The organism is Clostridium paridis (assembly GCF_016765615.1).
Taxonomy (GTDB): domain Bacteria; phylum Bacillota; class Clostridia; order Clostridiales; family Clostridiaceae; genus Clostridium_T; species Clostridium_T paridis.
In genome coordinates this window covers 167768-191811 of sequence record NZ_JAESWA010000023.1, presented here as the reverse complement: position 1 = coordinate 191811, position 24044 = coordinate 167768, and the positions used below count along the sequence as shown (strand labels likewise).

Annotated in this window: 28 protein-coding genes; all 28 read right to left on the bottom strand. The window is 30.5% G+C overall.

The features are described 5' to 3' along the window. Positions 1-27 precede the first annotated feature (27 nt). Positions 28-1020, bottom strand: coding sequence for an NAD-dependent 4,6-dehydratase LegB (locus JK634_RS14025; protein ID WP_202768302.1), 993 nt, complete (start codon positions 1018-1020; stop codon positions 28-30). A gap of 13 nt (positions 1021-1033) precedes the next feature. Next, positions 1034-1672: an acetyltransferase gene (locus JK634_RS14020; protein WP_202768301.1), complete on the bottom strand. Its 639-nt coding sequence runs from the start codon at positions 1670-1672 to the stop codon at positions 1034-1036. 18 nt (positions 1673-1690) lie between these two features. Next, positions 1691-2842, bottom strand: a complete 1152-nt coding sequence (gene neuC, locus JK634_RS14015; RefSeq protein WP_202768300.1) for a UDP-N-acetylglucosamine 2-epimerase — start codon at positions 2840-2842, stop codon at positions 1691-1693. Positions 2843-2850: 8 nt separating this feature from the next. Next, positions 2851-3867 (bottom strand): N-acetylneuraminate synthase, encoded by a 1017-nt coding sequence (gene neuB / locus JK634_RS14010; protein WP_202768299.1) that lies wholly within the window; start codon positions 3865-3867, stop codon positions 2851-2853. Beyond that, entirely contained in the window at positions 3857-4567 is a 711-nt protein-coding gene (locus tag JK634_RS14005) for an acylneuraminate cytidylyltransferase family protein (protein WP_202768298.1), read from the bottom strand. Before JK634_RS14005 ends, neuB begins: the two co-directional genes overlap by 11 nt. Position 4568: 1 nt before the next feature. Then, complete coding sequence (locus JK634_RS14000) at positions 4569-5639, bottom strand: nucleotidyltransferase family protein (RefSeq protein WP_202768297.1); 1071 nt, start codon at positions 5637-5639, stop codon at positions 4569-4571. Positions 5640-5690: 51 nt separating this feature from the next. After that, the gene (locus JK634_RS13995) at positions 5691-6050 is read right to left on the bottom strand and encodes a DUF8042 domain-containing protein (protein ID WP_202768296.1); all 360 of its coding nucleotides are present in this window, start codon (positions 6048-6050) and stop codon (positions 5691-5693) included. Continuing rightward, complete coding sequence (locus tag JK634_RS13990) at positions 6043-7764, bottom strand: motility associated factor glycosyltransferase family protein (protein ID WP_202768295.1); 1722 nt, start codon at positions 7762-7764, stop codon at positions 6043-6045. The genes JK634_RS13995 and JK634_RS13990 overlap by 8 nt, the downstream gene beginning before the upstream one ends. Positions 7765-7819: 55 nt before the next feature. Next, entirely contained in the window at positions 7820-8641 is an 822-nt protein-coding gene (locus tag JK634_RS13985; RefSeq protein WP_202768294.1) for a flagellin N-terminal helical domain-containing protein, read from the bottom strand. Between the two features lie 167 nt (positions 8642-8808). Beyond that, entirely contained in the window at positions 8809-9630 is an 822-nt protein-coding gene (locus JK634_RS13980; protein ID WP_202768294.1) for a flagellin N-terminal helical domain-containing protein, read from the bottom strand. A gap of 165 nt (positions 9631-9795) precedes the next feature. Beyond that, positions 9796-10620 (bottom strand): flagellin N-terminal helical domain-containing protein, encoded by an 825-nt coding sequence (locus JK634_RS13975; RefSeq protein ID WP_202768293.1) that lies wholly within the window; start codon positions 10618-10620, stop codon positions 9796-9798. 119 nt (positions 10621-10739) lie between these two features. After that, entirely contained in the window at positions 10740-11063 is a 324-nt protein-coding gene (locus JK634_RS13970) for a hypothetical protein (RefSeq protein WP_202768292.1), read from the bottom strand. Beyond that, positions 11063-12859, bottom strand: coding sequence for a flagellar filament capping protein FliD (gene fliD, locus JK634_RS13965; protein ID WP_202768291.1), 1797 nt, complete (start codon positions 12857-12859; stop codon positions 11063-11065). The genes JK634_RS13970 and fliD overlap by 1 nt, the downstream gene beginning before the upstream one ends. Before the next feature lie 14 nt (positions 12860-12873). Continuing rightward, on the bottom strand, positions 12874-13260 hold the full coding sequence (gene fliS, locus JK634_RS13960) for a flagellar export chaperone FliS (protein ID WP_202768290.1): 387 nt from the start codon (positions 13258-13260) through the stop codon (positions 12874-12876). A 10-nt stretch (positions 13261-13270) separates the two neighbouring features. After that, entirely contained in the window at positions 13271-13573 is a 303-nt protein-coding gene (locus tag JK634_RS13955) for a hypothetical protein (protein ID WP_202768289.1), read from the bottom strand. 12 nt (positions 13574-13585) lie between these two features. Then, positions 13586-13930 (bottom strand): flagellar protein FlaG, encoded by a 345-nt coding sequence (locus tag JK634_RS13950; RefSeq protein ID WP_202768288.1) that lies wholly within the window; start codon positions 13928-13930, stop codon positions 13586-13588. Positions 13931-13952: 22 nt separating this feature from the next. Then, complete coding sequence (gene csrA, locus JK634_RS13945; RefSeq protein ID WP_202768287.1) at positions 13953-14168, bottom strand: carbon storage regulator CsrA; 216 nt, start codon at positions 14166-14168, stop codon at positions 13953-13955. Positions 14169-14172: 4 nt separating this feature from the next. Beyond that, positions 14173-14598: a flagellar assembly protein FliW gene (gene fliW, locus JK634_RS13940; protein WP_202768286.1), complete on the bottom strand. Its 426-nt coding sequence runs from the start codon at positions 14596-14598 to the stop codon at positions 14173-14175. Between the two features lie 14 nt (positions 14599-14612). Continuing rightward, the gene (gene flgL, locus JK634_RS13935) at positions 14613-15608 is read right to left on the bottom strand and encodes a flagellar hook-associated protein FlgL (RefSeq protein ID WP_202768285.1); all 996 of its coding nucleotides are present in this window, start codon (positions 15606-15608) and stop codon (positions 14613-14615) included. A 12-nt stretch (positions 15609-15620) separates the two neighbouring features. Beyond that, positions 15621-17456 carry a flagellar hook-associated protein FlgK gene (gene flgK / locus JK634_RS13930; RefSeq protein ID WP_202768284.1) on the bottom strand — a complete coding sequence of 612 codons (1836 nt, stop codon included), beginning with the start codon at positions 17454-17456 and terminating at the stop codon, positions 15621-15623. A gap of 12 nt (positions 17457-17468) precedes the next feature. Next, on the bottom strand, positions 17469-17879 hold the full coding sequence (locus JK634_RS13925; RefSeq protein ID WP_202768283.1) for a flagellar protein FlgN: 411 nt from the start codon (positions 17877-17879) through the stop codon (positions 17469-17471). After that, positions 17879-18154, bottom strand: coding sequence for a flagellar biosynthesis anti-sigma factor FlgM (locus JK634_RS13920; protein WP_202768282.1), 276 nt, complete (start codon positions 18152-18154; stop codon positions 17879-17881). Before JK634_RS13920 ends, JK634_RS13925 begins: the two co-directional genes overlap by 1 nt. 270 nt (positions 18155-18424) lie before the next feature. Beyond that, complete coding sequence (gene fliY / locus JK634_RS13915; RefSeq protein WP_202768281.1) at positions 18425-19582, bottom strand: flagellar motor switch phosphatase FliY; 1158 nt, start codon at positions 19580-19582, stop codon at positions 18425-18427. Then, positions 19575-20573 carry a flagellar motor switch protein FliM gene (gene fliM, locus JK634_RS13910; RefSeq protein ID WP_202768280.1) on the bottom strand — a complete coding sequence of 333 codons (999 nt, stop codon included), beginning with the start codon at positions 20571-20573 and terminating at the stop codon, positions 19575-19577. The genes fliY and fliM overlap by 8 nt, the downstream gene beginning before the upstream one ends. Before the next feature lie 17 nt (positions 20574-20590). Next, positions 20591-20992 carry a chemotaxis protein CheW gene (locus JK634_RS13905; RefSeq protein ID WP_202768279.1) on the bottom strand — a complete coding sequence of 134 codons (402 nt, stop codon included), beginning with the start codon at positions 20990-20992 and terminating at the stop codon, positions 20591-20593. 21 nt (positions 20993-21013) lie between these two features. Then, positions 21014-21373 (bottom strand): response regulator, encoded by a 360-nt coding sequence (locus tag JK634_RS13900; RefSeq protein ID WP_202768278.1) that lies wholly within the window; start codon positions 21371-21373, stop codon positions 21014-21016. A 17-nt stretch (positions 21374-21390) separates the two neighbouring features. Further along, positions 21391-21996: a chemotaxis protein CheC gene (locus JK634_RS13895; protein ID WP_202768277.1), complete on the bottom strand. Its 606-nt coding sequence runs from the start codon at positions 21994-21996 to the stop codon at positions 21391-21393. 12 nt (positions 21997-22008) lie between these two features. Beyond that, a complete protein-coding gene (locus JK634_RS13890; protein ID WP_202768276.1) occupies positions 22009-24042 on the bottom strand; it encodes a chemotaxis protein CheA in 2034 nt (677 codons plus the stop codon). Positions 24043-24044 lie beyond the last annotated feature (2 nt).

The following is a 24044-nucleotide window of genomic DNA, read 5'->3' as shown; positions in this document are numbered from 1 at the left end:
CTATTTTAAAAGACCCCCCCCTCAAAGTTAAACATTATATATGTCTGTTTTAAAATAATGCATATTGTTTCTGATCCATTCTACTGTTTCTCTCAATCCTTCATCTAAGGTATACTGTGGTTCCCATGATGTTAATTTTTTAATCTTTGAATTATCCGCCCACAATCTATTCACTTCACTTTTCTCTGGTCTTACTCTTTCATCATCACTAACTATATCTATTTCTTTTCCTAATATAGTTATTATTTTCTTTACAGTTTCTCCTATAGATATCTCATAGTTTGATCCTGCATTAATTACTTCACCCACAGTATTTTCACTCTCAGCTATTTTTATAAATGCTTCTGCTGTATCTTTTACATAATTAAAATCTCTGGTAGGTGTTAAACTTCCAAGTTTTATTTGTGTTTTCCCTGAAAGGATTTGTGAAATGATTGTTGGAATTACTGCCCTTGCTGATTGTCTAGGACCGTATGTATTAAATGGTCTAATAGTGGCAACAGGTAAGTTAAAACTTCTATAATAACTTTCTGCTATTTTATCTGCACCAATTTTGGAGGCTGAATAAGGCGATTGCCCTTGAAGAGGGTGTTTCTCATCTATTGGTACGTATAGTGCTGTACCATATGTTTCAGAAGTAGATGTATGTACTATCTTCTCTACATCATAGTCTCTACAAGCTTCTAATACGTTAGTTGTTCCTTCTACATTTGTTCTAACATAAGCCATAGGAGATAAATATGAATATGGAATTGCTATTAATGCCGCAAGATGAAATACAACGTCCTGTCCTTTTATGGCTCTTTTCATGTTATCATATTCTCTTATATCCCCTGTAATTACATTTATATTATCTAATATCTTTTTATCAAATGTATCTATCCATCCCCAATTATTAAAAGAATTATATTGAACAAGTGCAGTAACATTTGCACCCATTTCTACTAGCTTTTCTGTAAGGTGACTTCCAATAAACCCTTCAGCCCCTGTTACAAAAACTTTTTTACCTTTTAAATCCATTTAATTAACCTCCCTACTTATATTTTATAATTTTAGCCGGTACCCCTACAGCAACTGTATTATCTACTATATCTTCTATTACAACAGATCCAGCACCTACAGTTACATTATTACCTATGTTTATAGACTGAATAATAGTCGCACCTATTCCAATATGGCTATTATAGCCAATTCTAACCCCACCAGCAAGTGATGTACCAGGTGAAATATGTGAATTATCATCTATGTTACAATCATGTTCTATTACAGAAGATGTATTTATTATACAGTTACATCCAATATTTGCATCTGCATTAATTACTGCATTAGCCATTACACATGTACCTTCACCAATTCTTGCATATGGCGAAATTACTGCATTCTTATGTATTAGTATAGGAATTTTAAATCCAATTTTCTTCAACTTGTTATATATAATATTTCTTATATTTAAATCCGATATTCCTCCAATACATATGAAAGCATATTCAACTCCAGTTTCAAATATTTCTTCTAAAACGCTATCATCTCCAATTACATCAATATCCAAAATCTTTTTATCAACTTCTGATTTATCAGTAATTCCTACTATTTCGTATAAACCCGTACTTTTAATAATATCTATGATAACTTTGCAATGTCCACCTGCACCAATTAATATTATTTTTCTCATTTTTTCACCTTAACTATTTTAATAATTCATTTTCTTTAATAATAACTTCTTATCTAAAGGGGTGTTTTTTATAACATCCAGTATTTCTTTGCTCGTAGTTCCGTCTCCGTATATATTCTTGATATCTTTTAAGCTATTACGAAATGATTCTTCATTTAGAGCTCTATTTATTGAATTATATATATCTTCTTCATTATATCCAGTATCAATTATATTATTATTTCTTAGCCTTCCCTTTTGCCTATTTCCTATATTGACTACTGGTATTTTAAATATTGGACTCTCGATTATACCACTTGATGAATTGCCTATCATCACACGTGCATGTTTAAGTAAGCTCAAATATCTTTTTTGCCCTAAACTATGATATATATATACATTTTTATTTTCGTCTTTAAATTTATTAATCTTATTTATTATAATTTCATTTCCAAAATCCGCATTAGGATATGTAAAAACATATTTTGCATCAAATCTTCTAATTGCATTTAACAAACTGTCAATCTGTTCCTCAATAGTTTCTGATTCTAATGTCACAGGATGATATGTTATTAAGAAAATTGGCTTATCAAATGTGATGCTTAACTCTTGTTCAAGCTCACCTTTGTTCATAAGTTCAAGACGTTTAATATTTTCCACGCCTGCCTGCCCAACGTTATGAACCCTCCAAGGCTCTTCACCCATCTTTATTACACGTTCCTTATAATATTCTGCACCAGTAAAATGAATATGAGACATTTTAGTAATAGCATGTCTGATTTGCTCATCTACTGCTCCTTCTGTAGATTCTCCACCATTCATATGAGCAATAGGGATATTCATTATCATTGCACAGGTAACAGCAATAAATGTTTCATATCTATCACCTAAAATAAGCAACAAATCCGGTTTTAATCTATCAAAAGTTTGAGACATTTGGATTAACTCCAAGCCCATTGATTTAACAATTCCACTTTTTTTACTTGAACTAACCATCATGTCTATTTCTTCATCTATTACAAATCCATCATCTATTATATTTTTCACTGTATATCCATACTCATGTAATAGATGGTTACCTGTTACAATAAGTTGCAAATCTAATTCCTTATCTTCCTGAATGCCTTTCATTACCCAATACAATAAACCATATTCTGATCTAGTTCCTGTAACTACAAGTATTTTTTTCATATAAACACCTACTCAATTAAATCAAATGTAATTAAATCATCTTTATTTACGTCTTTTATTAACTTCTTATTATTAATAAACTCAAAATATCTTGGACTAATACCATTTTCTGGTCTCTTAAACGTAATATTATCCAAGCTTAATATATCTCCTTTTTTTAAGTTAGCTTTAGCAACTATACTTTTTCTCGCAACTTTTCTAGTATCTTTTTCATTTCTAGTACACTTTTTAACTCCATCACCAAATGCAACTTCAATATTTCTAATACTTTTAACCATTTTCTCTAATTCCATTGGTTCTAATGAAACCTTATGATCTGGACCATTCATACTCTTATCTAAGGTGAAATGCTTTTCTATAACTTTAGCTCCCATAGCAACTGCAGCTACAGGTATTTCCATTCCAATAGTGTGATCTGAATAACCAACTGGTAAGTTAAATGCATTCTTCAAAGTTATCATTGCTTTTAAATTAACATCTTCATAACTAGTTGGATAATTAGATGTACAATGTAACAAAGTTATTTTATCATTACCTGAATCTTGTATGGCCTTAATAGCCTCTTCTACTTCCCCTAAGTTTGCCATTCCTGTAGATATAATCATTGTTTTATTTAATTTTGCTATGTACTTAATTAATGGTATATTCGTTAGATCTCCAGAGCCAATTTTATATAAAGATATATCTATACTTTCAAGTAAATCTACACTTTGAAAATCAAATGGAGTAGAAAGAAAAACTATGTCACGTTCCTGACAATAGTTTTTTAAATAAATATGATCTTCATATGATAATTCTAGTTTTTTAAGCATTTCATATTGACTTCCGGCTCCTGTAGTTTTCTCTTGATATTTTGCTTTTGGAGCATCCTTAGTTACAAGTTCGTCAGCCTTAAAGGTTTGAAATTTAACTGCGTCAGCTCCTGATTCAGCTGCTACATCAACGAGTTTCTTAGCAACTTCTAAATCCCCATTATGATTTACTCCAGCCTCTGCAATTATAAAAACTCTTTTGTCACCTAACATTGTTTTTCTCCTTTATTAAAACTTCTGCAAATTTAAAATCTAAAATATCATCGATATCAAGTGAAGATTCTTTATTCATAATATATGGCAATGTATTATCTGTATACCAATTTCTAATTTCTCTAAGTACCTTGGTATTAGTTATATAAATTGCTCCATTTAATTGATATACTTTAGGAACATCTTGCCTTCTAGCATAAAACTCAGATTTTTCTAAAAAATCAACCATCTTATTATTTTCTATCTTCTTCATCCAAAATGGACTTATTTCACTTTCACAAATACTAACAATTGAATCCCCATCGTTATTTATTAACTTCTCAATAGCTTCATCAATATGCTCTGATTTTCTAAATGGTGATGTACATTGAAGGCATATAATATATTCTGGGGTAAAATTCTGACTTTCTTCAAACCAATCTAAGCAATGAATTATAGGCTCTATACCTGGAGTATCATCTTTAGATAATTCTTCAGGCCTTAAAAACGGTACCTCTGCACCATATTTTTTAGCTATTTCAGCTATTTCATTGTCTTCTGTTGACACTATAACTCTATCTATGTATTTACTTTTCTTTGCTTCTTCAATAGTATAAGCTATAAGTGGTTTATTATCTAACATCTTAATATTTTTTCTTGGTATTCCTTTTGACCCCCCTCTTGCGGGTATAATCGCAAGAATAGACTTATTTGCTATCATTCTAATCCCCTTCTCTATCTAAAGCAACTAATTTATATATATCTTCATTAACTTTCTGATAATCTTCTAGTTTACCTATATCCATCCAATAATCAGTTATCTCATAATATCCAACTGGTATTCCTTTTTCTATACATAAATTTATCAAATCTGTTATTTCATAATATGTATCTTCTGGAATAAATTCTGTCATAGAAGGACTTAAACAGTATACACCTCCATTTATTAGATAATCTATTGTCGGTTTTTCTTTAAGTTCTTTTATATTTTTATTTTCAACTTCAATAACCCCATAAGGAATTTCATAAAAGTACTTTCTTACACCAACTGTTATTCCAAAATTATTTTCTTTATGATAATTCATCATTGCCTCAACATTAACATTTGTAAAAATATCTCCATTGATAACAAAAAAATCTTTATCAATATAATCTGTTCCTAATTTAATACCACCAGCTGTACCTAGTCTTTTCTTTTCTTTTATGTAATTGATTTTTACACCATAGGCTATACCATTTTGAAAGTAATTTTCAATTATCTCAGCTTTATAATTAACTGAGAACAAAAATTTATTAAATCCATATTTTTTAAAATTATTAATTATATGTTCAAGTAATGGATCACTTCCGACCTTTAACATTGGCTTAGGTATTTCCCTTGTTAAATCTTTAAGTCTTGTACCTAATCCTCCTGCCATTATAATAACTAAGTTTTCTTTACCATTAGGTAGTAATATATCATTTATAGTTATTAAATCAATAACTATATTATTTTCATCTACAATAGGAATATCTTTTACTGCTTTTTTAATAAAAATGTCCTTTATTTCGTCCTTCGTCATAGAGTGATTTACGCTAACAGGGTTAAAATGAGTAACTTTTTCAATGGAATCTTCTAAAGATATTCCTTTTAAAATAGCACGTCTAATGTCACCATCAGTTATGGTCCCTAATAATTTTTTATCATCATCTACCAACAATACTATTCCCTTGGCTCCAGAATCTAAAACTTCTAAAGTTCTTCTTATTGAATAGTTTTTATAAACAAGTATTTTATCTATAACGCTTTTCATAAAACATCAACCCTCTTATTTTATTATAAAATATGTATTACTTTTATACTTTTAATATTTATCAATTACTCTTTTTAGTATATTATATATTGTCTCCACTTGTGGCATTAATTCATATTCTATTATATCTCTTACTAATAACAAATCTAAGTTATTGTAAGCATTTATATATTCATTAACCCTTTGGCTTATGGTCTCTAAATCAAGTTTTTCCTCTTCAACAATTGTAGTTGCAAAGTTGCCTACTTCTAAAATCCAGTTAAAACCCTCTAAAATATTCTTAAAATATGTTTCTAGATCTAATAAATTTCTTTCATCGATACTTTTTGCAAGAGAATTCATACCATTATACAATTTTTCACAATATCCATAGGCTTCTTTAATTATTTCTATAGTCTCATCATTAACCATTAATTATTTCCTCCAAATTTTCAATTGCATCTTCTATATATGGTATGGCAAATTCTATTCTATCGTTTATACTCTCATATAAAGTTTTTCCCTTCTCAGCAACAAACTTAATATGAGTTACTTCATCCTTAAAATTATCTATTTCATCAGAATAAAAAGCTACGTCTATTTCTTTCAATATTGGGGCAAATAATGAATTCAATAGTAAGAATTCTTGCTGTTTTTTTGCAAACAGCTCATCAATTTTATCTAATCTATTTAAGCATTTATGAAACTGCTTATTTCCCTTCATAAAATTCTTAAGTAGATTTTTATTTTCAAGCACAGCTTCTTTTCCACTTTTCTTTAATCTTATTAGTTCAAGTAAAATATCTTTTAGATTATTTTTAACTAAACTAATATCAATATTACATGATTTAGGTTCATTAATAGATGTTTTATCTATTTTTTCCGTATATCCTTCTATAACTTCTTTTAGTGTTTTAATTTCTGTGCCTTTTATATCTGCACCACCTTCAGTTGCATTAATAAAATGCTTTTCGTAAGTTATTTTTATAAAGTCTTCAAAACTTTTTCTGAAACTGTCTAATGAATATGTTGTAGGAACATCATTTCCATAAATGTCTTTTACATATAAATCATAGTTATCTGCGTGTAACTTTTCTCCACTCATGGTTGCTTTTTTTGCATGAACTTGATTATTAGTATGTGCTAAATCTTGACCTATAAATATGATAGGGTCGCATCCTAAATAATCTGCTATTGAGACACAAGAATGAGATACAGAACCTCCTTGAAACAAAACATCTTCTCCAAAATTACCCAATATTTGGTTTAATTCATAATAATTAGGTGAAGTAAAATGAATAGTTTTGCCTTTATGTTCTTTTATAATTTTTTTATTCGCCCCTTCACTATATAATAAAGGTGTATCATACTCAATAGCATCTTTTGATACATTGTACATAGCTTCACTTCCGTCAATTACACATGCAAAATCTGCTTCTATACCTTCATTTTTTAATGTGCTTAATGTTCTTATTCCAGTTATAATAACAAATTTATCTTCATTTCCTTTTAATAAATGTAGATTTTTTTCTAATGAAGGTCCTGCTGATACAATTATAGCTGGTTTCTTTTCAAATAAATTTTTATATTGACTTAAAGTTTCATCTCTAACTATTGATGGTAAATTTCCCAAATAATTTACAAACCAAGTTTTTGAGAATGCTATAACTGTATTTTCATCAATTGTCTTGTCAATAACACATTCTTTTATTAATTCCTTTAAATAATAAACTTCTTTCGGGAACGTTAAATCATAATTTGAAAAAACAATAAATTCTATATATCTTCTTTTTATAGAAGCCTTTAAATCTCTTCTAAAATCTTCATCTTCTAAAGACAATACTTTAACATCTACCTTTAGATTTTTTATAGATTTTTTAACCTCATCTTTTAATTCTTTTAAAGGCTCAACAAAAACTATATCACGGTCAGTGAATTCATCAGCAAATTCCTCAATCCATTTACCTCCCGAAGCACCAAATATGACAACCTGATATTTTTTATTTATCTTTTCAAATTTATTTTTAAAACTTGAAATTTCTCTTTTCATATTATACTTACTTCCCAAATATACAGATCTATTATCTTCAATCAATTTTAATAGCTCAATGTTATTAATCTTATCAAAGCAGTTCTCTATTTTCATTTTATCTCCTTTATGAAAAAGAACCAAGAATAACTTGGTTCTTTTCAGTTTAATATTATCTTAGTAGTTGAAGTACTCCTTGAGGTGTTTGGTTAGCTTGAGCAAGCATTGCTTGAGCAGCTTGTTGTAATATGTTGTTCTTAGAGTAGTTCATCATTTCTTTAGCCATATCTACATCTCTTACTCTGCTTTCAGCTGCTTGTAAGTTTTCTGAAGATGTATTTAAGTTAGCTATTGTGTGTTCTAATCTGTTTTGGTATGCTCCAAGTTTTGCTCTTTCGCTTGATACTGTGTTTATTGCTTTGTCAATTGTATCAATTTGTCCTGTAATTTTTGATGCTACTGCTGTATTAACATTGATGTTAGCAGTAACTCCTAAAGCTTTTGTATCCATTGTTTTTATTGCTAGCTTTATTGTTTGACCACTATTTGCTCCAACTTGGAATACCACGTTACTAGCTTTCCCAGTTAATAATTTTTTAGTATTGAATTCTGTTTGGCTAGAAATTCTGTTTATTTCATTCTTTAATTGTGATACTTCTAATTGTATTTGCTTTCTGTCAGCTGTTACGTTAGTATCATTTGTAGCTTGTACTGCTAATTCTCTCATTCTTTGTAGAATTGAGTGAGTTTCGTTTAAAGCTCCTTCAGCAGTTTGGATTAAAGATATACCATCTTGAGAGTTTCTTGAAGCTTGATCTAAACCTCTAATTTGTCCTCTCATTTTTTCAGAAATTGCTAGTCCTGCAGCATCATCTCCAGCTCTGTTTATTCTTAAACCTGAGCTTAATTTTTCCATTGATTTTCCTGCATTTCCAATGTTGATTCCCATATTTCTATGAGCATTCATAGCGTTAAGATTGTGATTAATTATCATTTTTTATTCCTCCTTGAATTTTGTTTATAGACATCCTTGTCCACTTGCAAGTTTTCCTTACACTTATTATATCGTAGGTAAATCTTGTACCTTTAGTGTACTATTAATAAAAAATGCAAAAAAAAATAAGGGTATCTATGATACCCTTATTAATGTTCTATTAAGTACTATCTTAATAGTTGAAGTACTCCTTGAGGTGTTTGGTTAGCTTGAGCAAGCATTGCTTGAGCAGCTTGTTGTAATATGTTGTTCTTAGAGTAATTCATCATTTCTTTAGCCATATCTACATCTCTTACTCTGCTTTCAGCTGCTTGTAAGTTTTCTGAAGATGTATTTAAGTTAGCTATTGTGTGTTCTAATCTGTTTTGGTATGCTCCAAGTTTTGCTCTTTCGCTTGATACTGTGTTTATTGCTTTGTCAATTGTATCAATTTGTCCTGTGATTTTTGATGCTACTGCAGTATTAACATTTATGTTAGCAGTAACTCCTAAAGCTTTTGTATCCATTGTTTTTATAGCTAGCTTTATTGTTTGACCACTATTTGCTCCAACTTGGAATACTACGTTACTAGCTTTCCCAGTTAATAATTTTTTAGTATTGAATTCTGTTTGGCTAGAAATTCTGTTTATTTCGTTCTTTAATTGTGATACTTCTAATTGTATTTGCTTTCTGTCAGCTGTTACGTTAGTATCATTTGTAGCTTGTACTGCTAATTCTCTCATTCTTTGTAGAATTGAGTGAGTTTCGTTTAAAGCTCCTTCAGCAGTTTGGATTAAAGATATACCATCTTGAGAGTTTCTTGAAGCTTGATCTAAACCTCTAATTTGTCCTCTCATTTTTTCAGAAATTGCTAGTCCTGCAGCATCATCTCCAGCTCTGTTTATTCTTAAACCTGAGCTTAATTTTTCCATTGATTTTCCTGCATTTCCAATGTTGATTCCCATATTTCTATGAGCATTCATAGCGTTAAGATTGTGATTAATTATCATTTTTTATTCCTCCTTGAATTTTGTTTATAGACATCCTTGTCCACTTGCAAGTTTTCCTTACACTTATTATATCGTAGGTAAATCCTGTACCTTTAGTGTACTATTAATAAAAAATACAAAAAAATAAGAGTATCTACGATACCCTTATTAATTTTCTATTAAGTACTATCTTAATAGTTGAAGTACTCCTTGAGGTGTTTGGTTAGCTTGAGCAAGCATTGCTTGAGCAGCTTGTTGTAATATGTTGTTCTTAGAGTAATTCATCATTTCTTTAGCCATATCTACATCTCTTACTCTGCTTTCAGCTGCTTGTAAGTTTTCTGAAGATGTATTTAAGTTAGCTGTTGTGTGTTCTAATCTGTTTTGGTATGCTCCAAGTTTTGCTCTTTCGCTTGATACTGTATTTATTGCTTTGTCAATTGTATCGATTTGTCCTGTAATACTCTTAGCTCCACTTGTAAGTCCTCTTATGTCAACATTGTTTACAGCTAAAGCTTGTGCATTCATTGTTTTTATTGCTAGCTTTATTGTTTGTCCACTATTTGCTCCAACTTGGAATACTACGTTACTAGCTTTTCCAGTTAATAACTTCTTAGTATTGAATTCTGTTTGGCTAGCTATTCTATTTATTTCATTCTTTAATTGTGATACTTCTAATTGTATTTGGCTTCTGTCAGCTCCTACGTTAGTATCATTTGTAGATTGTACTGCTAATTCTCTCATTCTTTGTAGAATTGAGTGAGTTTCATTTAAAGCTCCTTCAGCAGTTTGGATTAAAGATATACCATCTTGAGAGTTTCTCGAAGCTTGATCTAAACCTCTGATTTGTCCTCTCATTTTTTCAGAAATTGCAAGTCCTGCAGCGTCATCTCCAGCTCTGTTTATCCTTAAACCTGAGCTTAATTTTTCCATTGATTTTCCTGCATTTCCAATGTTTATTCCCATATTTCTATGAGCATTCATAGCGTTAAGATTGTGATTAATTATCATTTTTTATTCCTCCTTGAATTTTGTTTTTCGACATCCTTGTCGTTGTTTGTATAGAAATAATGTCTACAATTATAATATCGTAAATATTATTTAAAACCTTTATAGCCTTATTAAATAATTTAAACTTTCTTTGAAAAGTAACTTATTCCATTAAAGGAGTTGTTTCTATATTCTTGTGCTGCTTTATGAGAAAGTGCTAATTCCTTTATTTCTTTTTTTATGGCATCTTTTTTAAGCTCATATAAATCATTAACTTTTTTATTTATTTCTTTATATTCGTTTGAATTTAAGAACTTAGCTACCTCACTAGAATCTTCAGAAGCATGTCTATTATAAAATTCTTCACGTTCTTTAATATGTTTATTAAATTCTTCAAACATATCTTTCTCTAAATATTCCAGAAACAAATTTTCTAACTTAATTGCTTCCTTCCAAAAACTCATTATTGTCCACCACCAAATGCCGAACTTAAATAAGTTGCTTGACTATTATAATTATTCATAGCAGTTTCTAACGCTGCATATCTTTGATATAGTCTATTTTGCTGATCTGTAAATTTTTCTTGCATATCAAGAATCGATTTAGTTTGATCATCAATAGTTTTCTTCATATCATTATTATAGAATGTTAATGTTCCCTCAAATCCAACTTTTTTTAACAATTGTGATCCTGAATTAATTACATTATCATTTAATATTGTTTTAAATCTTTGAACTATACCAGAATCATTAAACTGTTTTTCTTTAGTATCAAGTGGATTCGCTGCACTTGTAAATAATTTATATACTTTATCAGGATCATTTTGCAATGCTGTTGTCAATTTATCCTCATCTATTACCAATTGTCCTGGTTTTGTGTAATCATTAGTAAAATCTATCCCCATATCATAATACTTCATGTTTGAACCTGTAACAGGTGTATTAAACGCACTTCTTAATTGCGAAACAATTGAAGATAAATAATTGTCATTTCTTAATAACCCTTCTTTCGTCTTGGCTTCCCACTGATTTATTTGATCTTGTGTCATGCTGCTTTTTTGATCATCTGTTAGTGGTGGGTAATCAGGATTCTTCTTTTCTTGTAATTTTGTTGTTATTTTGTCCAATAGATTGTTATAGTCATTAACAAAATTAACTATTCTCTTCTTTAAATCTTCAACATCTGTTTTTCCGCTTATTACTACTGGAGAAGGGGTAACATCTGAAATTGTAAACTTAACATTATCTATTACAAAATCATTACCTTGGAAAGTCTTAGTAATATTGTTGTTACCATAGGTATCTGATACTTGAACCTCAGAATCTGTACCTCTAGAATTAAGAGCTTGATTTGAACCATTTATTAACGGTACAATATTAGTTCCCGTAGTTTTATTTACTATACCAAAGCTGCTTGAACTTCCTAATGAAGTTGTTGTAAATGTAACATTTGTACCATCAGAAGTATACCCTAATTTGCCGCTTGTACCATTTCTTATTGCTGCTAATATCGTATCATTATCAGTTGGAAGATTTGTATATGCAGATAAATCTACATCATATCCATAACCATCAATATTAAATGTCAAAATTTTTCCAGCAAGATTTCCTAACGCTACAGTTGTTTGTATTGGAGCCATTCCAATTGTTTGATTTGATCCAGTCCCAGTAGTTTGAAGTATGTACTTTCCTGATAGGTCACTTCTTGACATTTTTGCCGAGACACCTGCATTAGTTATAGCATCATTAAACTTCGTCACTATAGTATTTATGGTAGCTGAATCAGTTGCTGATGTTATCCCAGTTAAGTCTACTGTTACTTTTTTACCATCAATATAGATATCATTACTCTTGTTTAATAAACCACTAAAATCACTATATTCAACTTGTGCTGGTGTGGCTAACTTATTTACTTGTACTTTATAAGTTCCAACTTGTGCACCAGATAAACCAACTGCTGATACAGCTGGACTTGGACTATTAAATACTGATGTTTGATAGTTCTTAGATAATAATAATGAAGTATCAGTCTTTGTAATATCAGTATACTTTGAATAGAAATCCCTCAAGTCCTTAATTACATCTCTATATGCTTCTTGTTGGAATTGTACTAATTGCTTTTGTTGCATTGCTTTATTTATTTTATTTTGTTGACCAAGCATAGCTGCCTTGACCATACTCTCTACATCCATACCACTTAATCCTGTTACTCTGTTTCCGGACATATTTTGTGTTGATGTACTTGAACTAACACTACTCATAAAATCACTCCTTATTATCCAATATTTGAATTCTTAGATAACTGATAAGCTTTATGCCAAGTATCTTGTACATCCTCTATTATTGGTATAATCTTATCTAGTCTTTCTATATCTTTCTTTATGTTAATCATAGCTAACTCACTCTTTATAAAGTCATATATCTTAAACATATTTTCTGCCCAATCTCCAGCCCCTCTATCTAAGCTTATCATTAGTTCAGTAAAGACATCTTGAGTTCTTGTTAGATATTCATGCGCTTTTTTGATATCTTTTTTCTCAATCGCATCCTTTGACTGTTTTGAATATTTTACAGCACCATCTACAAGCATAAGTAATAATTGTTCTTTTGAAGCATAATTTACGGAATTATTTTTATATACATTTAACGCATTTGGGTACATATTTTCCCTCCTATTTTTTTGTATCAACAAATACCCCAAGGGAGTTATTATTTGATATTTCTTTTTCTCCCTCTACCTGCAAATTATCTACCATGACGCCTTCAACTTCAATCTTATGATTTTTTCCACCCTGCTGCTTGCTACGTTTCAAAGTCTCTCTAAATGAACTTCTATCTTTTGCAGTTTCTTCGTCTTCACTATATGCTCTAATGGTTATTTCTTTTTTACTAGGGCCATGAACTTTACCATCTTTAGTTTGTTCCATTAGCTTTCTTCTCAAGTCAGTGTCAATTTTATTTAGTTTAAATTCCATTAAACCACCACCTTAAGCTTTCTTATCGAAGACTACTCCAACTGTTTCACACATTTTAGCTATCATATCTAAAATTTTCTTTGGTGGAATTTCTAAGATAACTTCATTAGTCTCATTATCAACTATTTTGATCATGACGTCTTTCTTGAACTTATCATGAGTAGAATAAACTGCATGAGTACCTTCATCTTCTAAAAATTTATTTAATTTTTGCACAGCTTTTTTAATATCTTTATCGTCTTTTTCTTCCTTCACTTTATTATCAACTGGAGGTTTAATTTCAACCTTTTCTACCGTCGCACTTAATTGATAATCTAGGTTCAGTTGTCCTCCTTGACTAACCGCGTTAACATCCATATTATTCACCCCGATTACAATATCATTTTTTTATTTTCTTAAGAATCTCTAAGTCAAAAGATATAGCTTCCTTATTTTCATTTGTAACTTCTACATACAATTCTTTTCTAAGTATTCTTATACTCTTTGGTGCATTAATAGCAAGTTTTACGCTTCCATTTTCAAGTTTTAAAACTTCTATTTCTATGTCGTCACCAATTAACAATGACTCACCCTTTTTCCTGGTAATAACTAACATTCAATCACCTCTTTATTAAAGGATGTTTTATCTTATATTCTTCTTTATCTATTATTACCTGTTTTCCTACTTTTTTATTAACATTTATAATAATTGGTGCCTTTAAATTTACTGTAATTTTATAAATATCACTATTTAAAGTAACAATATTATATAAAATTACATCCTCAGGACTTTCAATTCCTAAAGAATTTACCATTTCTTCATTTAACTCTACTTCGTAATCCTCTTTAACATCAAATGGAGAAATACTAAGCAACCCTATATCACCATCTTCTAAAGATTGTAGTATTTTAAATGCTTCATTTTCCTTAGATTCAACTATTATAAATTTATTCAATTCTTCGAAGCCCATAATTCCATTTGGAAAATTTATAATGTCTTTTTCTTCATAGTTAAAAGTTCCATGAAATTTTGTAATTAATTCCATACTTTATCCTCCTATTATCTTAGGAAATCCATTAGTGATGGTTGTATTATTCTAGACGAAGTTTGTAGTGCTGCTGTATAAACTGTTTGAGCCATAGAATATTCCATCATCTTTTGAGTAATATCAATATCCTCTGTTTTTGAAAGTATATCCGTCATATTAAAATTCTCTTCTTCATTCTTATCTTTGGCAGAATCCATTCTATTTTGTTTAGCTCCAACTTCAGCCCTTATTTTCAAAACATTCGTAACAGTTGAAGTTAAATCACTTAAATTATCATTTATAAGTTTTTCTTGATCAGCTGGGTTCGCGGAATCTAGATTAGTAACGATATCCTTTAACAAATCCATTACATCAATTTTTTTACCTTTTTCATTTGTAAAATTAGTAACTTCGCTTGCAGTTACATTGTAACTCATAGTTACTCCTTGGGTAACTTCAACGTTCATTTTTGTTCCAATCATATCTAGTTGAGCTTGAACATCTATATCTGTTGAATTTGTTGGTAGGTTCTCTCCATTTTTACCTGCAAATGATAAAGTGTTGTTTCCACTTAATACTTCTGTGTTTACATTTATAGGCTTTGATGTAGTCTTAGTACCTCCAAATATATATCTACCATCAAAATTTGTATTTAATATTTGAGCTATTTCAGAAACTTTTTGATTTACTTCATCCTTAATTGCTTTTCTTTCATCTGAACCAAAGGCCGCATTTCCTGCTGAAACCATAAGTTCTCTGACTCTCTGTAAAGATTCATTTACTTGCCCTAAGGATGTATCTGTTGCATCAAGCCAGTTAATAGTATCTTTAATATTCTCATTATATTGAGTATTAGTTGCCATGTCAGATGTAAGTTGCATCGATCTAGCTACTTTAAAAGGATTATCTGACGGTCTTCTTATTTCCTTACCTGAACTTAATTGACTTTGCATCTTTTGCATATTTGTCAAGTTTGTTCTCATATCATTTAAATAATTGTTAGAAAGCATTCTATTGGTTACTCTCATTTAACAAACCCCCTATTTTATCAACCCATTTACTACAACATTAAGAAGTTCATCTACTGTAGCAATAATCTTAGCATTTGCATTATAAGCATGTTGAAATTGTACTAAATTTGTCATTTCTTCATCTAATGATACTCCCGATACTGAGTCTCTGCTTTGTTGAAGAGAATTAAGTAGACTCTCTTGATTGGTTACCATTCTACCTGATTCTTGTGCTTGAACACCTAATTTATCAATTGTATCTTTAAAATATCCACTAAGTGTCATTCCACTTGTATCACTAGCAATTGTCATTCCGTTATTACTTAGTGTAGCTCCTCCTCTTGAAGCATTGAACATATCTGCTCTAGTACTAACCAGTCCTCCAAAATCTTGAACTCTAAGTAAGGTATCTCTTAGTTTTGCAATTGCTAATGCTCTAGCGCCATCACTTTCTCCATCAACTGGATTCTGTGCTGTAAAGGCATAAGCATTATCATGAGACTTTGTTTTTATCTTCATTACATCATTTAATAATTCTTCATTTAAAGTAATGTTTCCAGCATTAATATCTTGCTCTGCTGCTAAAGTATCATCTAAGTTATTTAATTCATGTGTATTACTATATTTAGCTACATCTTTATTTACAAAGAAAACGGAATAATCTTTATCTGGTACTCCAGGATTTCCAGTACTCTTTGCAAGTCCCGAATGTATTGCATTTACTGAATATGCTAATGATTTAGCAATCTTATTTAACTGATCTATATATCCATTTATATCTTGTTCTACTGATATTGTACCAGCTATTTCTCCTGATTGAGGCTGAAAATCCATAATTTCAGCAGCATTTATAGTATAATTTGCTTTTACAGGATATCCATCACCTTTTACTGGAGTTCCCTCTGAATTAGCCCATAATATTCTAGAATTCATTAATTCATCAACTTTATCAGGTGTTAATCCAGTTACTTTCATTGTACCTTTATTATCCTCAGATTGCATATTGCCTAGCTTATAATATGTTATAGTATAAGTTTGGCCAGATGGATCATTACTATCCTTTTCCATCGAACTAATATATGAAAATCTCATAACAGATTCATTATCATCAGCAGCTACTAACTTACTATTTTTCATACTACCTGTATCTGTAGGTTTTAAATCTATACCTTCAAACTCTTTTCTCTCTACATTTAAATTAAATTTATTACTTAATTGGTCAATAAGCAAATCTCTTTTATCCATTAAATCATTAGGTTCATTTCCTGAAACTTTAACTGTTTTAATTTCCTTATTTAACGCACCAATCTGATCTAATATACTATTCATATCAGTCACGTCATTCTTAAGTAAATTTTGAGCATTTGATTTTAAATCTTGAAGCTTAGTGTATGTATGATTTAATGCATCTGTTAACGAAACTGTTTGTTGAGCAGTTACAGTCCTAGCATTTGAGTTTTGAGGTTGTTTGGATAGTTCTTGCCATGAATCAAAGAACTTACCCATTAATGTTGAAATGCCTGTATCTGATGGTTCGTTAAATATATCTTGTACTTCACTTAAGAAATTATTTCTTATATCAAACTTACCAGCTGTACTTGTTTCATTTCTTACCTGAAAATCCAAAAATGTATCTCTTATTCTTTCTATTGCAGATACTTGAGCTCCTGTTCCTACTTGACCTGCTGTAGCAACAGCGCCTAATACAGGTCCTCCATAAGGTCTTGATGTTTCTATCTGAGCCCTTTGTCTTGAAAATCCAGGCGTGTTAGCATTAGAAATATTATGTGAAGTTACATCAATTGTTTTTTGAGCAACTGACATTCCTCTTCCACCAATATTTAATGTTCCAAATAATCCTGACATGTTATCCTCCCATTACCTTTTTATTTTCCCATAAGAATTGTAAGTATCTATATCTCTTCTAGGATTAATTAATGTTAATAGTCTATTTGTAAAGGATAGCTGCTGTTTTATTAATAACTCATTAGTATCCTTCTGTAATCTTAATTCTTCTAAGAGCATTCTTATTTCTCTATATAAATTTTCTAGCTCTTCATCTTTATTATTATTAATGTAATCAACCAAATCTAACCCCGATGTCGCCCTTCTTCTTTTTACTTCCCACTGAGCTACTTCTTTATTTACTTCTTGAATTTCTTCAACTATACCCTCCAAGTTGAAAATTTCCTTATTTATTATATATCCATGTTGCTTCTCTAAAATATTCATAAGCTTCATTAAGCTTTTTTTCTCTTCTACAAATATTTCTTTTATGGATTCACTCATTAAATTTTTCTCCCTTTCATTGAGTCAAACATTGCTCTAGAGATAGCAGCTGAACTTGGATTATAAGTTCCATTTTTAATATCATTTTTTAACTTTTCTATTTTTTCTGGTGAATTTGTAAATACTTCTTCCACACCATATTTTTGAAGGGCTTTACCAGTCTTTGATATTTCAATTTTATCGTGAACTTTGGCTACATCCTTCTTTTCTACCTTTTTTACATTTGAATTATAGTAATTATTAATACTTGAGGGAGATATCCCTTTAATATTCATACTAACCCCACCTTTAATACTTTATTGTTCTAATATTATTATCGTTACATATTTATATTTATTTAGTAATTTAATTTAGATTGTATATAATTAAGCATGAAATACCCAATACGCGGATAAAATGCATTATTATATTACCCATAAATAGAAACTCCTAGTATTACTTATTAAAAAATAATACTAGGAGTTAAATTCTTAACCTATTTTGAAAGTCTTGTAAAAGGTCCATATAGACATTTTTGCTATATGAGACTTTTTACAAAGCTTTTTTTATCTTAATGATTTTATTCTTTCAGCACCTGAAACTATGCTTGTAATTCTTACGCCAAAGTTTTCATCAACAACTACAACTTCACCATAAGCTATCTTCTTACCATTTACTAAAACTTCAACTGGTTCTTCAGCAAGTTTTTCTAACTCTATTAAAGATCCACTTGAGAAATTTAGAATATCTCTTATACTCTTTTTAGTTCTTCCAAGAACTACTGATATTTCAAGCGGTACATCTAATATTAAATCAATATTACTATGTGCTGCTCCTGTGCTGCTTGCAGATAATGGTTCGAATTGTGCTCTATGCACTTCAACTACTGGAGCTGGTGCTTGAACTGGTGCTGGTGCACTACTTGCGTATGTATTATTTTCTTGTACTCTTGCTTCAGTATGGCTTTGTGCCCTCTGCGCTGGTGCTTCTTGATGAATTTCCTTTGAAACTACTTCTTCGTTACCAGTTTCACTACCAATTAAATCCTCTTCTCCCATCATAATTGCAACTATTTTCTTTGCTGTACTTACAGGTAATATTTGCATTATGCTTGAATCTACAAGCGAACCTATTGTCATTCTGAAAGAAACTTTAACTACCTTTTCATCGTCGCTGATATCCTCAGCAATTTCATCACCATCATTTTGCCAAACTTTTGATTTAGGCGGGGAAATATTTACTTCTCTTGAGAACATTGTTGCCATTGAAGTTGCTGCTGAGCCTATCATTTGATTCATTGCTTCTTGAACAGCAGATATTTCTATTTCTGATAATTCCGTAACTGCTACTGAACCATCTCCACCCATCATCAGATTTGCTATAACTGATGCATCAGTATTTTTCATAATAAGGATATTCTTACCTACAATTCCTGAAGTATATTCTACTTCTAATACTATATTTGGTGTCTCAAATCCTTTTTTAACCTCATGCAATGTTGTCAGTGTTACCACTGGAGTTGTGATATTAACCTGTTGATTAATAATCTGTGATAAGGCAGTTGATGCTGAGCCCATGGATATGTTTCCAATTTCACCCAACAAATCTTTTTCTATATCCTTTAAATTTTGATCATCATCCGCTTCAGGCTGACTTGCTGTACTGCTAGGATTTCCATTTAAAAGTGAATCTATTTCTTCTTGTGAAAGAAATCCGTTACTCATCGTTTCCCACATCCTTTTCCAAAATATCTAGAATAGCTACGCCTGCCTTCTTACCAATAACTCCTGGTTTACCAATATAGCTTACTTCATTTTCCACAAATACTTTAACAGGCTCTGTAAATTTATTATCCAATTTAACTATATCTCCATTAACAAGCTTTAAGAAGTCATCAACCATAAGATGTGTCTTTCCTAATTCTACATGCATGCTAACATCTACATTATTTAATCTATCTAATACTTTCTTCTTAGATTCTTCTTTATCGCCTTCTCCTTCATCTCTAAACCAGTATTGAACAACTAACTTATCAAGAACTTTTTCTAAGCTTAGATATGGAATACATAGGTTGATGAAACAATTACTTTTTCCAAGTTCAACAGAAAAAACGATAAGTGCAACTGGCTCAGTTGGCGCTAATGTTTGATTTAGAGCTGGATTTGTTTCTATTGAATCTACAGCAGGTTCAACTGAAATTAAATCCTCCCAAGCCAACTTTAGATTTGAAATCAATCCAGCATTGACTTGTTGTATTATATTTTTATCTATATCTGTAAATTCTTTTGCTGTATATAGTTTTCGCTCTCCATCACCACCTAATAGAATATCTAATACTTGATAAACAAACTGCGGATTTGTCTCAAATAAAATACTTCCACTAAGCGGAGCCAAAGTGAATATAGTCAATATTGTTGGATTTGATACCGAGTGTATAAATTCCTCATAGGTTATCTGTTCTACAGTTTCTATCTTAACTTTGACATTTTTTCTAAGTTGACCACTTAAATAATTACTTATTATTCTTGCATAATTATCATGAATAAGCTCAAGTGTTCTTATATGTTCCTTAGAAAACTTCTGAGGGCTTCTAAAGTCATAAAGCTTAACTTTTTGTTTCTCTTCATCCTTTTGAAGCTCCTCTGGTTGCAGTTCTCCTGTAGAAAGGGCAGATAACAAGGCATCTATTTCACTTTGTGATAAAACCTCTGCCATGTTTTCCCCTCACTTTTTTATGGATTTAATATTCTGTTTATATCAATCAATGTGATAATTTTATCACCTAGGTTAACTATACCTTTTAAGTATGCTTGGTGCTTAGAAGCTTCAATTTTTTGAATATCCTTCTCGTCAACCTCTATTACTTCTTGCACAGAATCTACCATAATCCCTATTTGTTCTTCTTCAATTCCCAATATAATAATATTATTTTGACTTTCTTCAGATACTTGAGCTTCTAAAAGAAGATGTAAATCAACTAGTGAAATAATGTTTCCTCTTAGATTAATTAATCCTTTTATGTATGCAGGAGAATTAGGTACCTTTGTAATCTCCATAATATCATTAATATTTTGTACATTTCGTGTTTCTACACCAAAAAATTCATTTCCTATTTTAAAGGCAATTATTTGCATAGGTCTTCCCTCCTAATTTGGTTATCCTATGGTTTTCTTTATAGCTTCAAGTACTCTATCTGCTTGGAAAGGCTTAACAATAAAGTCTTTTGCTCCTGCTCTTATTGCATCCATTACCATACTTTGTTGTCCCATAGCTGAACACATAATAACTCTTGCTGATGGGTCAAATTCTTTAATTTGTTTAACTGCTTCAATACCATCCATATCAGGCATTGTGATATCCATTGTTACAACATCTGGTTTTTCTTTTTTATATAATTCTACAGCTTTTATTCCATTGTTAGCTTCACCAACAACTTCAAACCCATTCTTTTCTAAGATATCCTTAATCATCATTCTCATGAAAGCAGCATCATCCACTATTAATACTCTTGACATTCGCATTCCCTCCGTAATTACATTACTCCTATTGCATTTAATATTTTTTCTAAAGATCCAGGCATAGGCAAGAAGTAGAAGTATCCTCCTGCCTCAGTACAATTATTACCTGTTAAAAAGTTTGTTTCTATTTCCAATATATTTTCACTAAACTGTGCAGTTTCTATCATTGTTGAAGATAGAACTGCTCCTAGCATATCGTGCGACATGGCTGGTACTGAAGCCATAATTGAAAGATTAGTAAATTTACTAATAGCATTCATAAAAGCACCAGATATAATATTACCTACCTCGCAAAGCGCTGATTTTCCCATTTCAGTTAATAACATATCTGCGGAGCCAATTAAAGCTTCAACAATCTCACTAGCTGCATCTTTTTCAAATATAAATAAGATATTACCAGGAGTATCCCCTAAAACTCTAATTAAGATTCCTAATACTTCTTTCTCATCAGTGAAGTTTGAAAAAACTTCTTCAAAATCGATAATATTAACTGATGGTACTGACATATCTATTTTTTTATTTAGCAGCTGGGATAATGCTGTAGCAGCATTCCCAGCACCTATGTTAGATACTTCTCTTATCGCATCTAATTGCATTGGACTAAATAAGTTTTCTTTCATTTATATTCTCTCCTAACCCAGCTGCAATAATGCAGCTACATCAAGTATTAAAGTCACTAAACCATCACCAAGTATAGTAGCTCCAATATACTCTTTTAAGGATTCTAAACTCTTACCTAAAGGTTTTATAACAACTTCTTGTTGACCTGCTAATGAATCAACTTGTAGTCCAACAGTTTTTCCTCCAACTTTTACTATTATAACAAACTTCTTACCTTCTTCTTGGCTATCAATATGAAGTTTTTCATTAACCCTTACTAGAGGTATAACTTCATCTCTGTATATAATAACTTCTTTACCATTAGTTTGCTTAACATTATCTTTTTTATAATCTATTACTCTGTCAATAAATCCTAATGATATTGCAAAAGTTTCACTGCCTACTTTTACAAGTAAAGCTTGTATAATTTGAAGTGTTAACGGTAATTTAATTATAAATGCAGAACCTTTGCCTATTTCTGAAACTACTTCAACAGTTCCACCTAATGCAGAAATTTTTGTTTTTACAACATCCATTCCTACACCTCTACCAGAAATGTCTGTAACCACTTCATTTGTTGAGAATCCTTGAGCAAATATTAGGTTTTTAATATCATCCTCGTTCATGCCTTCGGTATTAATACCAACACGTTCAGCTTTAGCTTTAATCTTAGCAGGATCTATTCCAGCACCATCATCTTCTACTTTGATTACTGCTTTAGTTCCTTCTTGATATGCAACTAATCTTACAGTACCAACCGGATTTTTACCTTTTGCAATTCTATCTTCCTTGCTTTCAACTCCATGGTCTGCAGCATTTCTTAATAAGTGAATTAATGGTTCTCCAATTTCATCAATTACAGTTCTATCTAGCTCTGTCTCTGCACCCTCAACAACAAAATTTATTTCCTTGTTTAATTCTACAGAAATATCTCTAATCATTCTTGGGAATCTATTGAATACTACATCTAATGGTAACATTCTTATTTTCATAACCAAGTCTTGTAAATCTGTTGTTGTTCTAGCTACTTGTTCAAGTGTTTCATTTAATTCTAAAGATTTATATTTTAAACTTATTTGCTCTAATCTTGTTCTATTGATAACCAACTCAGATACCATATTCATAAGTTTGTCTAATCTTTCTAAGTCAACTCTAACTGATTGATGAGTTTTCTTATTTTCTTTCTGAGTTGTATTTTTAGCTATTTCCTTTTTAGGCTGTATATTTCCTAATGGGGCTTTTTCTTGAACTTTTTCTGGAGTCTTCTCCACTGGTTTTAACTCTTCTGTTTTCTCTTGTTTAGCTTCTACCTTTACCTCTTCACATTTTACCTCTTCAATTTCAGATATTCCAATTATTAAATTATGAATATCAGCTTTAGAGTCTTGTGTTAAAAGAATAAACTTAAGAGTAAAATCAAAGTTTTCTGATTCAATATCATCAGTTGCAGGATATGATTTTATTATTTCTCCACGTTCTTCTAAGTCCTTAACAATTAAAAATGCTCTTGCAGATTTAAGCAAAGTAGCTTCACTTAGTTTTATTACAATATTAAGTGGATTGTAGCCTTTTTCCTGCGCTTGCTTAATTACAGATAAATCATATTGATTTATCTCAAGGAACTCTTCTAAATCCTTATCTTCTTCTTTAACATCTACACTTACTTCATCTGATTCGGCTTGTGATTGCTCTTTACCTATAGATTCTAAATCATTAATAATTGAAGTAATATCTACTTGTTCTTCAATACCATCTTGGATATTATTAACCATTTTTTCTAGAGTATCTAAACAATCGAATAATACAGTCACTTCATTTTTTGTAACTTCAAGGACACCTTCTCTAAATTTTGAAAGTACATCCTCCATTTTGTGAGTTAATTCAGCAACATTTGTAAATCCCATTGTAGCAGCCATTCCCTTTATTGTATGAGCAACTCTAAATATTTCGTTTAGCTTGTCCATATCTTGAGGGTTTTGCTCAAGCTCTAGTAATGATTCATTTAATATCTGAAGGTTATCAAAGGATTCCTCTAAAAACATTGATAAATATTGTGATGTATCCATGA

What these genes read in the sequence shown, in the direction of transcription:
- JK634_RS14025 (WP_202768302.1), bottom strand. Translation starts at nt 1,020, where the DNA reads ATGGATTTAAAAGGTAAAAAAGTTTTTGTAACAGGGGCTGAAGGGTTT.
- JK634_RS14020 (WP_202768301.1), bottom strand. Translation starts at nt 1,672, where the DNA reads ATGAGAAAAATAATATTAATTGGTGCAGGTGGACATTGCAAAGTTATC.
- neuC (WP_202768300.1), bottom strand. Translation starts at nt 2,842, where the DNA reads ATGAAAAAAATACTTGTAGTTACAGGAACTAGATCAGAATATGGTTTA.
- neuB (WP_202768299.1), bottom strand. Translation starts at nt 3,867, where the DNA reads ATGTTAGGTGACAAAAGAGTTTTTATAATTGCAGAGGCTGGAGTAAAT.
- JK634_RS14005 (WP_202768298.1), bottom strand. Translation starts at nt 4,567, where the DNA reads ATGATAGCAAATAAGTCTATTCTTGCGATTATACCCGCAAGAGGGGGG.
- JK634_RS14000 (WP_202768297.1), bottom strand. Translation starts at nt 5,639, where the DNA reads ATGAAAAGCGTTATAGATAAAATACTTGTTTATAAAAACTATTCAATA.
- JK634_RS13995 (WP_202768296.1), bottom strand. Translation starts at nt 6,050, where the DNA reads ATGGTTAATGATGAGACTATAGAAATAATTAAAGAAGCCTATGGATAT.
- JK634_RS13990 (WP_202768295.1), bottom strand. Translation starts at nt 7,764, where the DNA reads ATGAAAATAGAGAACTGCTTTGATAAGATTAATAACATTGAGCTATTA.
- JK634_RS13985 (WP_202768294.1), bottom strand. Translation starts at nt 8,641, where the DNA reads ATGATAATTAATCACAATCTTAACGCTATGAATGCTCATAGAAATATG.
- JK634_RS13980 (WP_202768294.1), bottom strand. Translation starts at nt 9,630, where the DNA reads ATGATAATTAATCACAATCTTAACGCTATGAATGCTCATAGAAATATG.
- JK634_RS13975 (WP_202768293.1), bottom strand. Translation starts at nt 10,620, where the DNA reads ATGATAATTAATCACAATCTTAACGCTATGAATGCTCATAGAAATATG.
- JK634_RS13970 (WP_202768292.1), bottom strand. Translation starts at nt 11,063, where the DNA reads ATGAGTTTTTGGAAGGAAGCAATTAAGTTAGAAAATTTGTTTCTGGAA.
- fliD (WP_202768291.1), bottom strand. Translation starts at nt 12,859, where the DNA reads ATGAGTAGTGTTAGTTCAAGTACATCAACACAAAATATGTCCGGAAAC.
- fliS (WP_202768290.1), bottom strand. Translation starts at nt 13,260, where the DNA reads ATGTACCCAAATGCGTTAAATGTATATAAAAATAATTCCGTAAATTAT.
- JK634_RS13955 (WP_202768289.1), bottom strand. Translation starts at nt 13,573, where the DNA reads ATGGAATTTAAACTAAATAAAATTGACACTGACTTGAGAAGAAAGCTA.
- JK634_RS13950 (WP_202768288.1), bottom strand. Translation starts at nt 13,930, where the DNA reads ATGGATGTTAACGCGGTTAGTCAAGGAGGACAACTGAACCTAGATTAT.
- csrA (WP_202768287.1), bottom strand. Translation starts at nt 14,168, where the DNA reads ATGTTAGTTATTACCAGGAAAAAGGGTGAGTCATTGTTAATTGGTGAC.
- fliW (WP_202768286.1), bottom strand. Translation starts at nt 14,598, where the DNA reads ATGGAATTAATTACAAAATTTCATGGAACTTTTAACTATGAAGAAAAA.
- flgL (WP_202768285.1), bottom strand. Translation starts at nt 15,608, where the DNA reads ATGAGAGTAACCAATAGAATGCTTTCTAACAATTATTTAAATGATATG.
- flgK (WP_202768284.1), bottom strand. Translation starts at nt 17,456, where the DNA reads ATGTCAGGATTATTTGGAACATTAAATATTGGTGGAAGAGGAATGTCA.
- JK634_RS13925 (WP_202768283.1), bottom strand. Translation starts at nt 17,879, where the DNA reads ATGAGTGAATCCATAAAAGAAATATTTGTAGAAGAGAAAAAAAGCTTA.
- JK634_RS13920 (WP_202768282.1), bottom strand. Translation starts at nt 18,154, where the DNA reads ATGAATATTAAAGGGATATCTCCCTCAAGTATTAATAATTACTATAAT.
- fliY (WP_202768281.1), bottom strand. Translation starts at nt 19,582, where the DNA reads ATGAGTAACGGATTTCTTTCACAAGAAGAAATAGATTCACTTTTAAAT.
- fliM (WP_202768280.1), bottom strand. Translation starts at nt 20,573, where the DNA reads ATGGCAGAGGTTTTATCACAAAGTGAAATAGATGCCTTGTTATCTGCC.
- JK634_RS13905 (WP_202768279.1), bottom strand. Translation starts at nt 20,992, where the DNA reads ATGCAAATAATTGCCTTTAAAATAGGAAATGAATTTTTTGGTGTAGAA.
- JK634_RS13900 (WP_202768278.1), bottom strand. Translation starts at nt 21,373, where the DNA reads ATGTCAAGAGTATTAATAGTGGATGATGCTGCTTTCATGAGAATGATG.
- JK634_RS13895 (WP_202768277.1), bottom strand. Translation starts at nt 21,996, where the DNA reads ATGAAAGAAAACTTATTTAGTCCAATGCAATTAGATGCGATAAGAGAA.
- JK634_RS13890 (WP_202768276.1), bottom strand. Translation starts at nt 24,042, where the DNA reads ATGGATACATCACAATATTTATCAATGTTTTTAGAGGAATCCTTTGAT.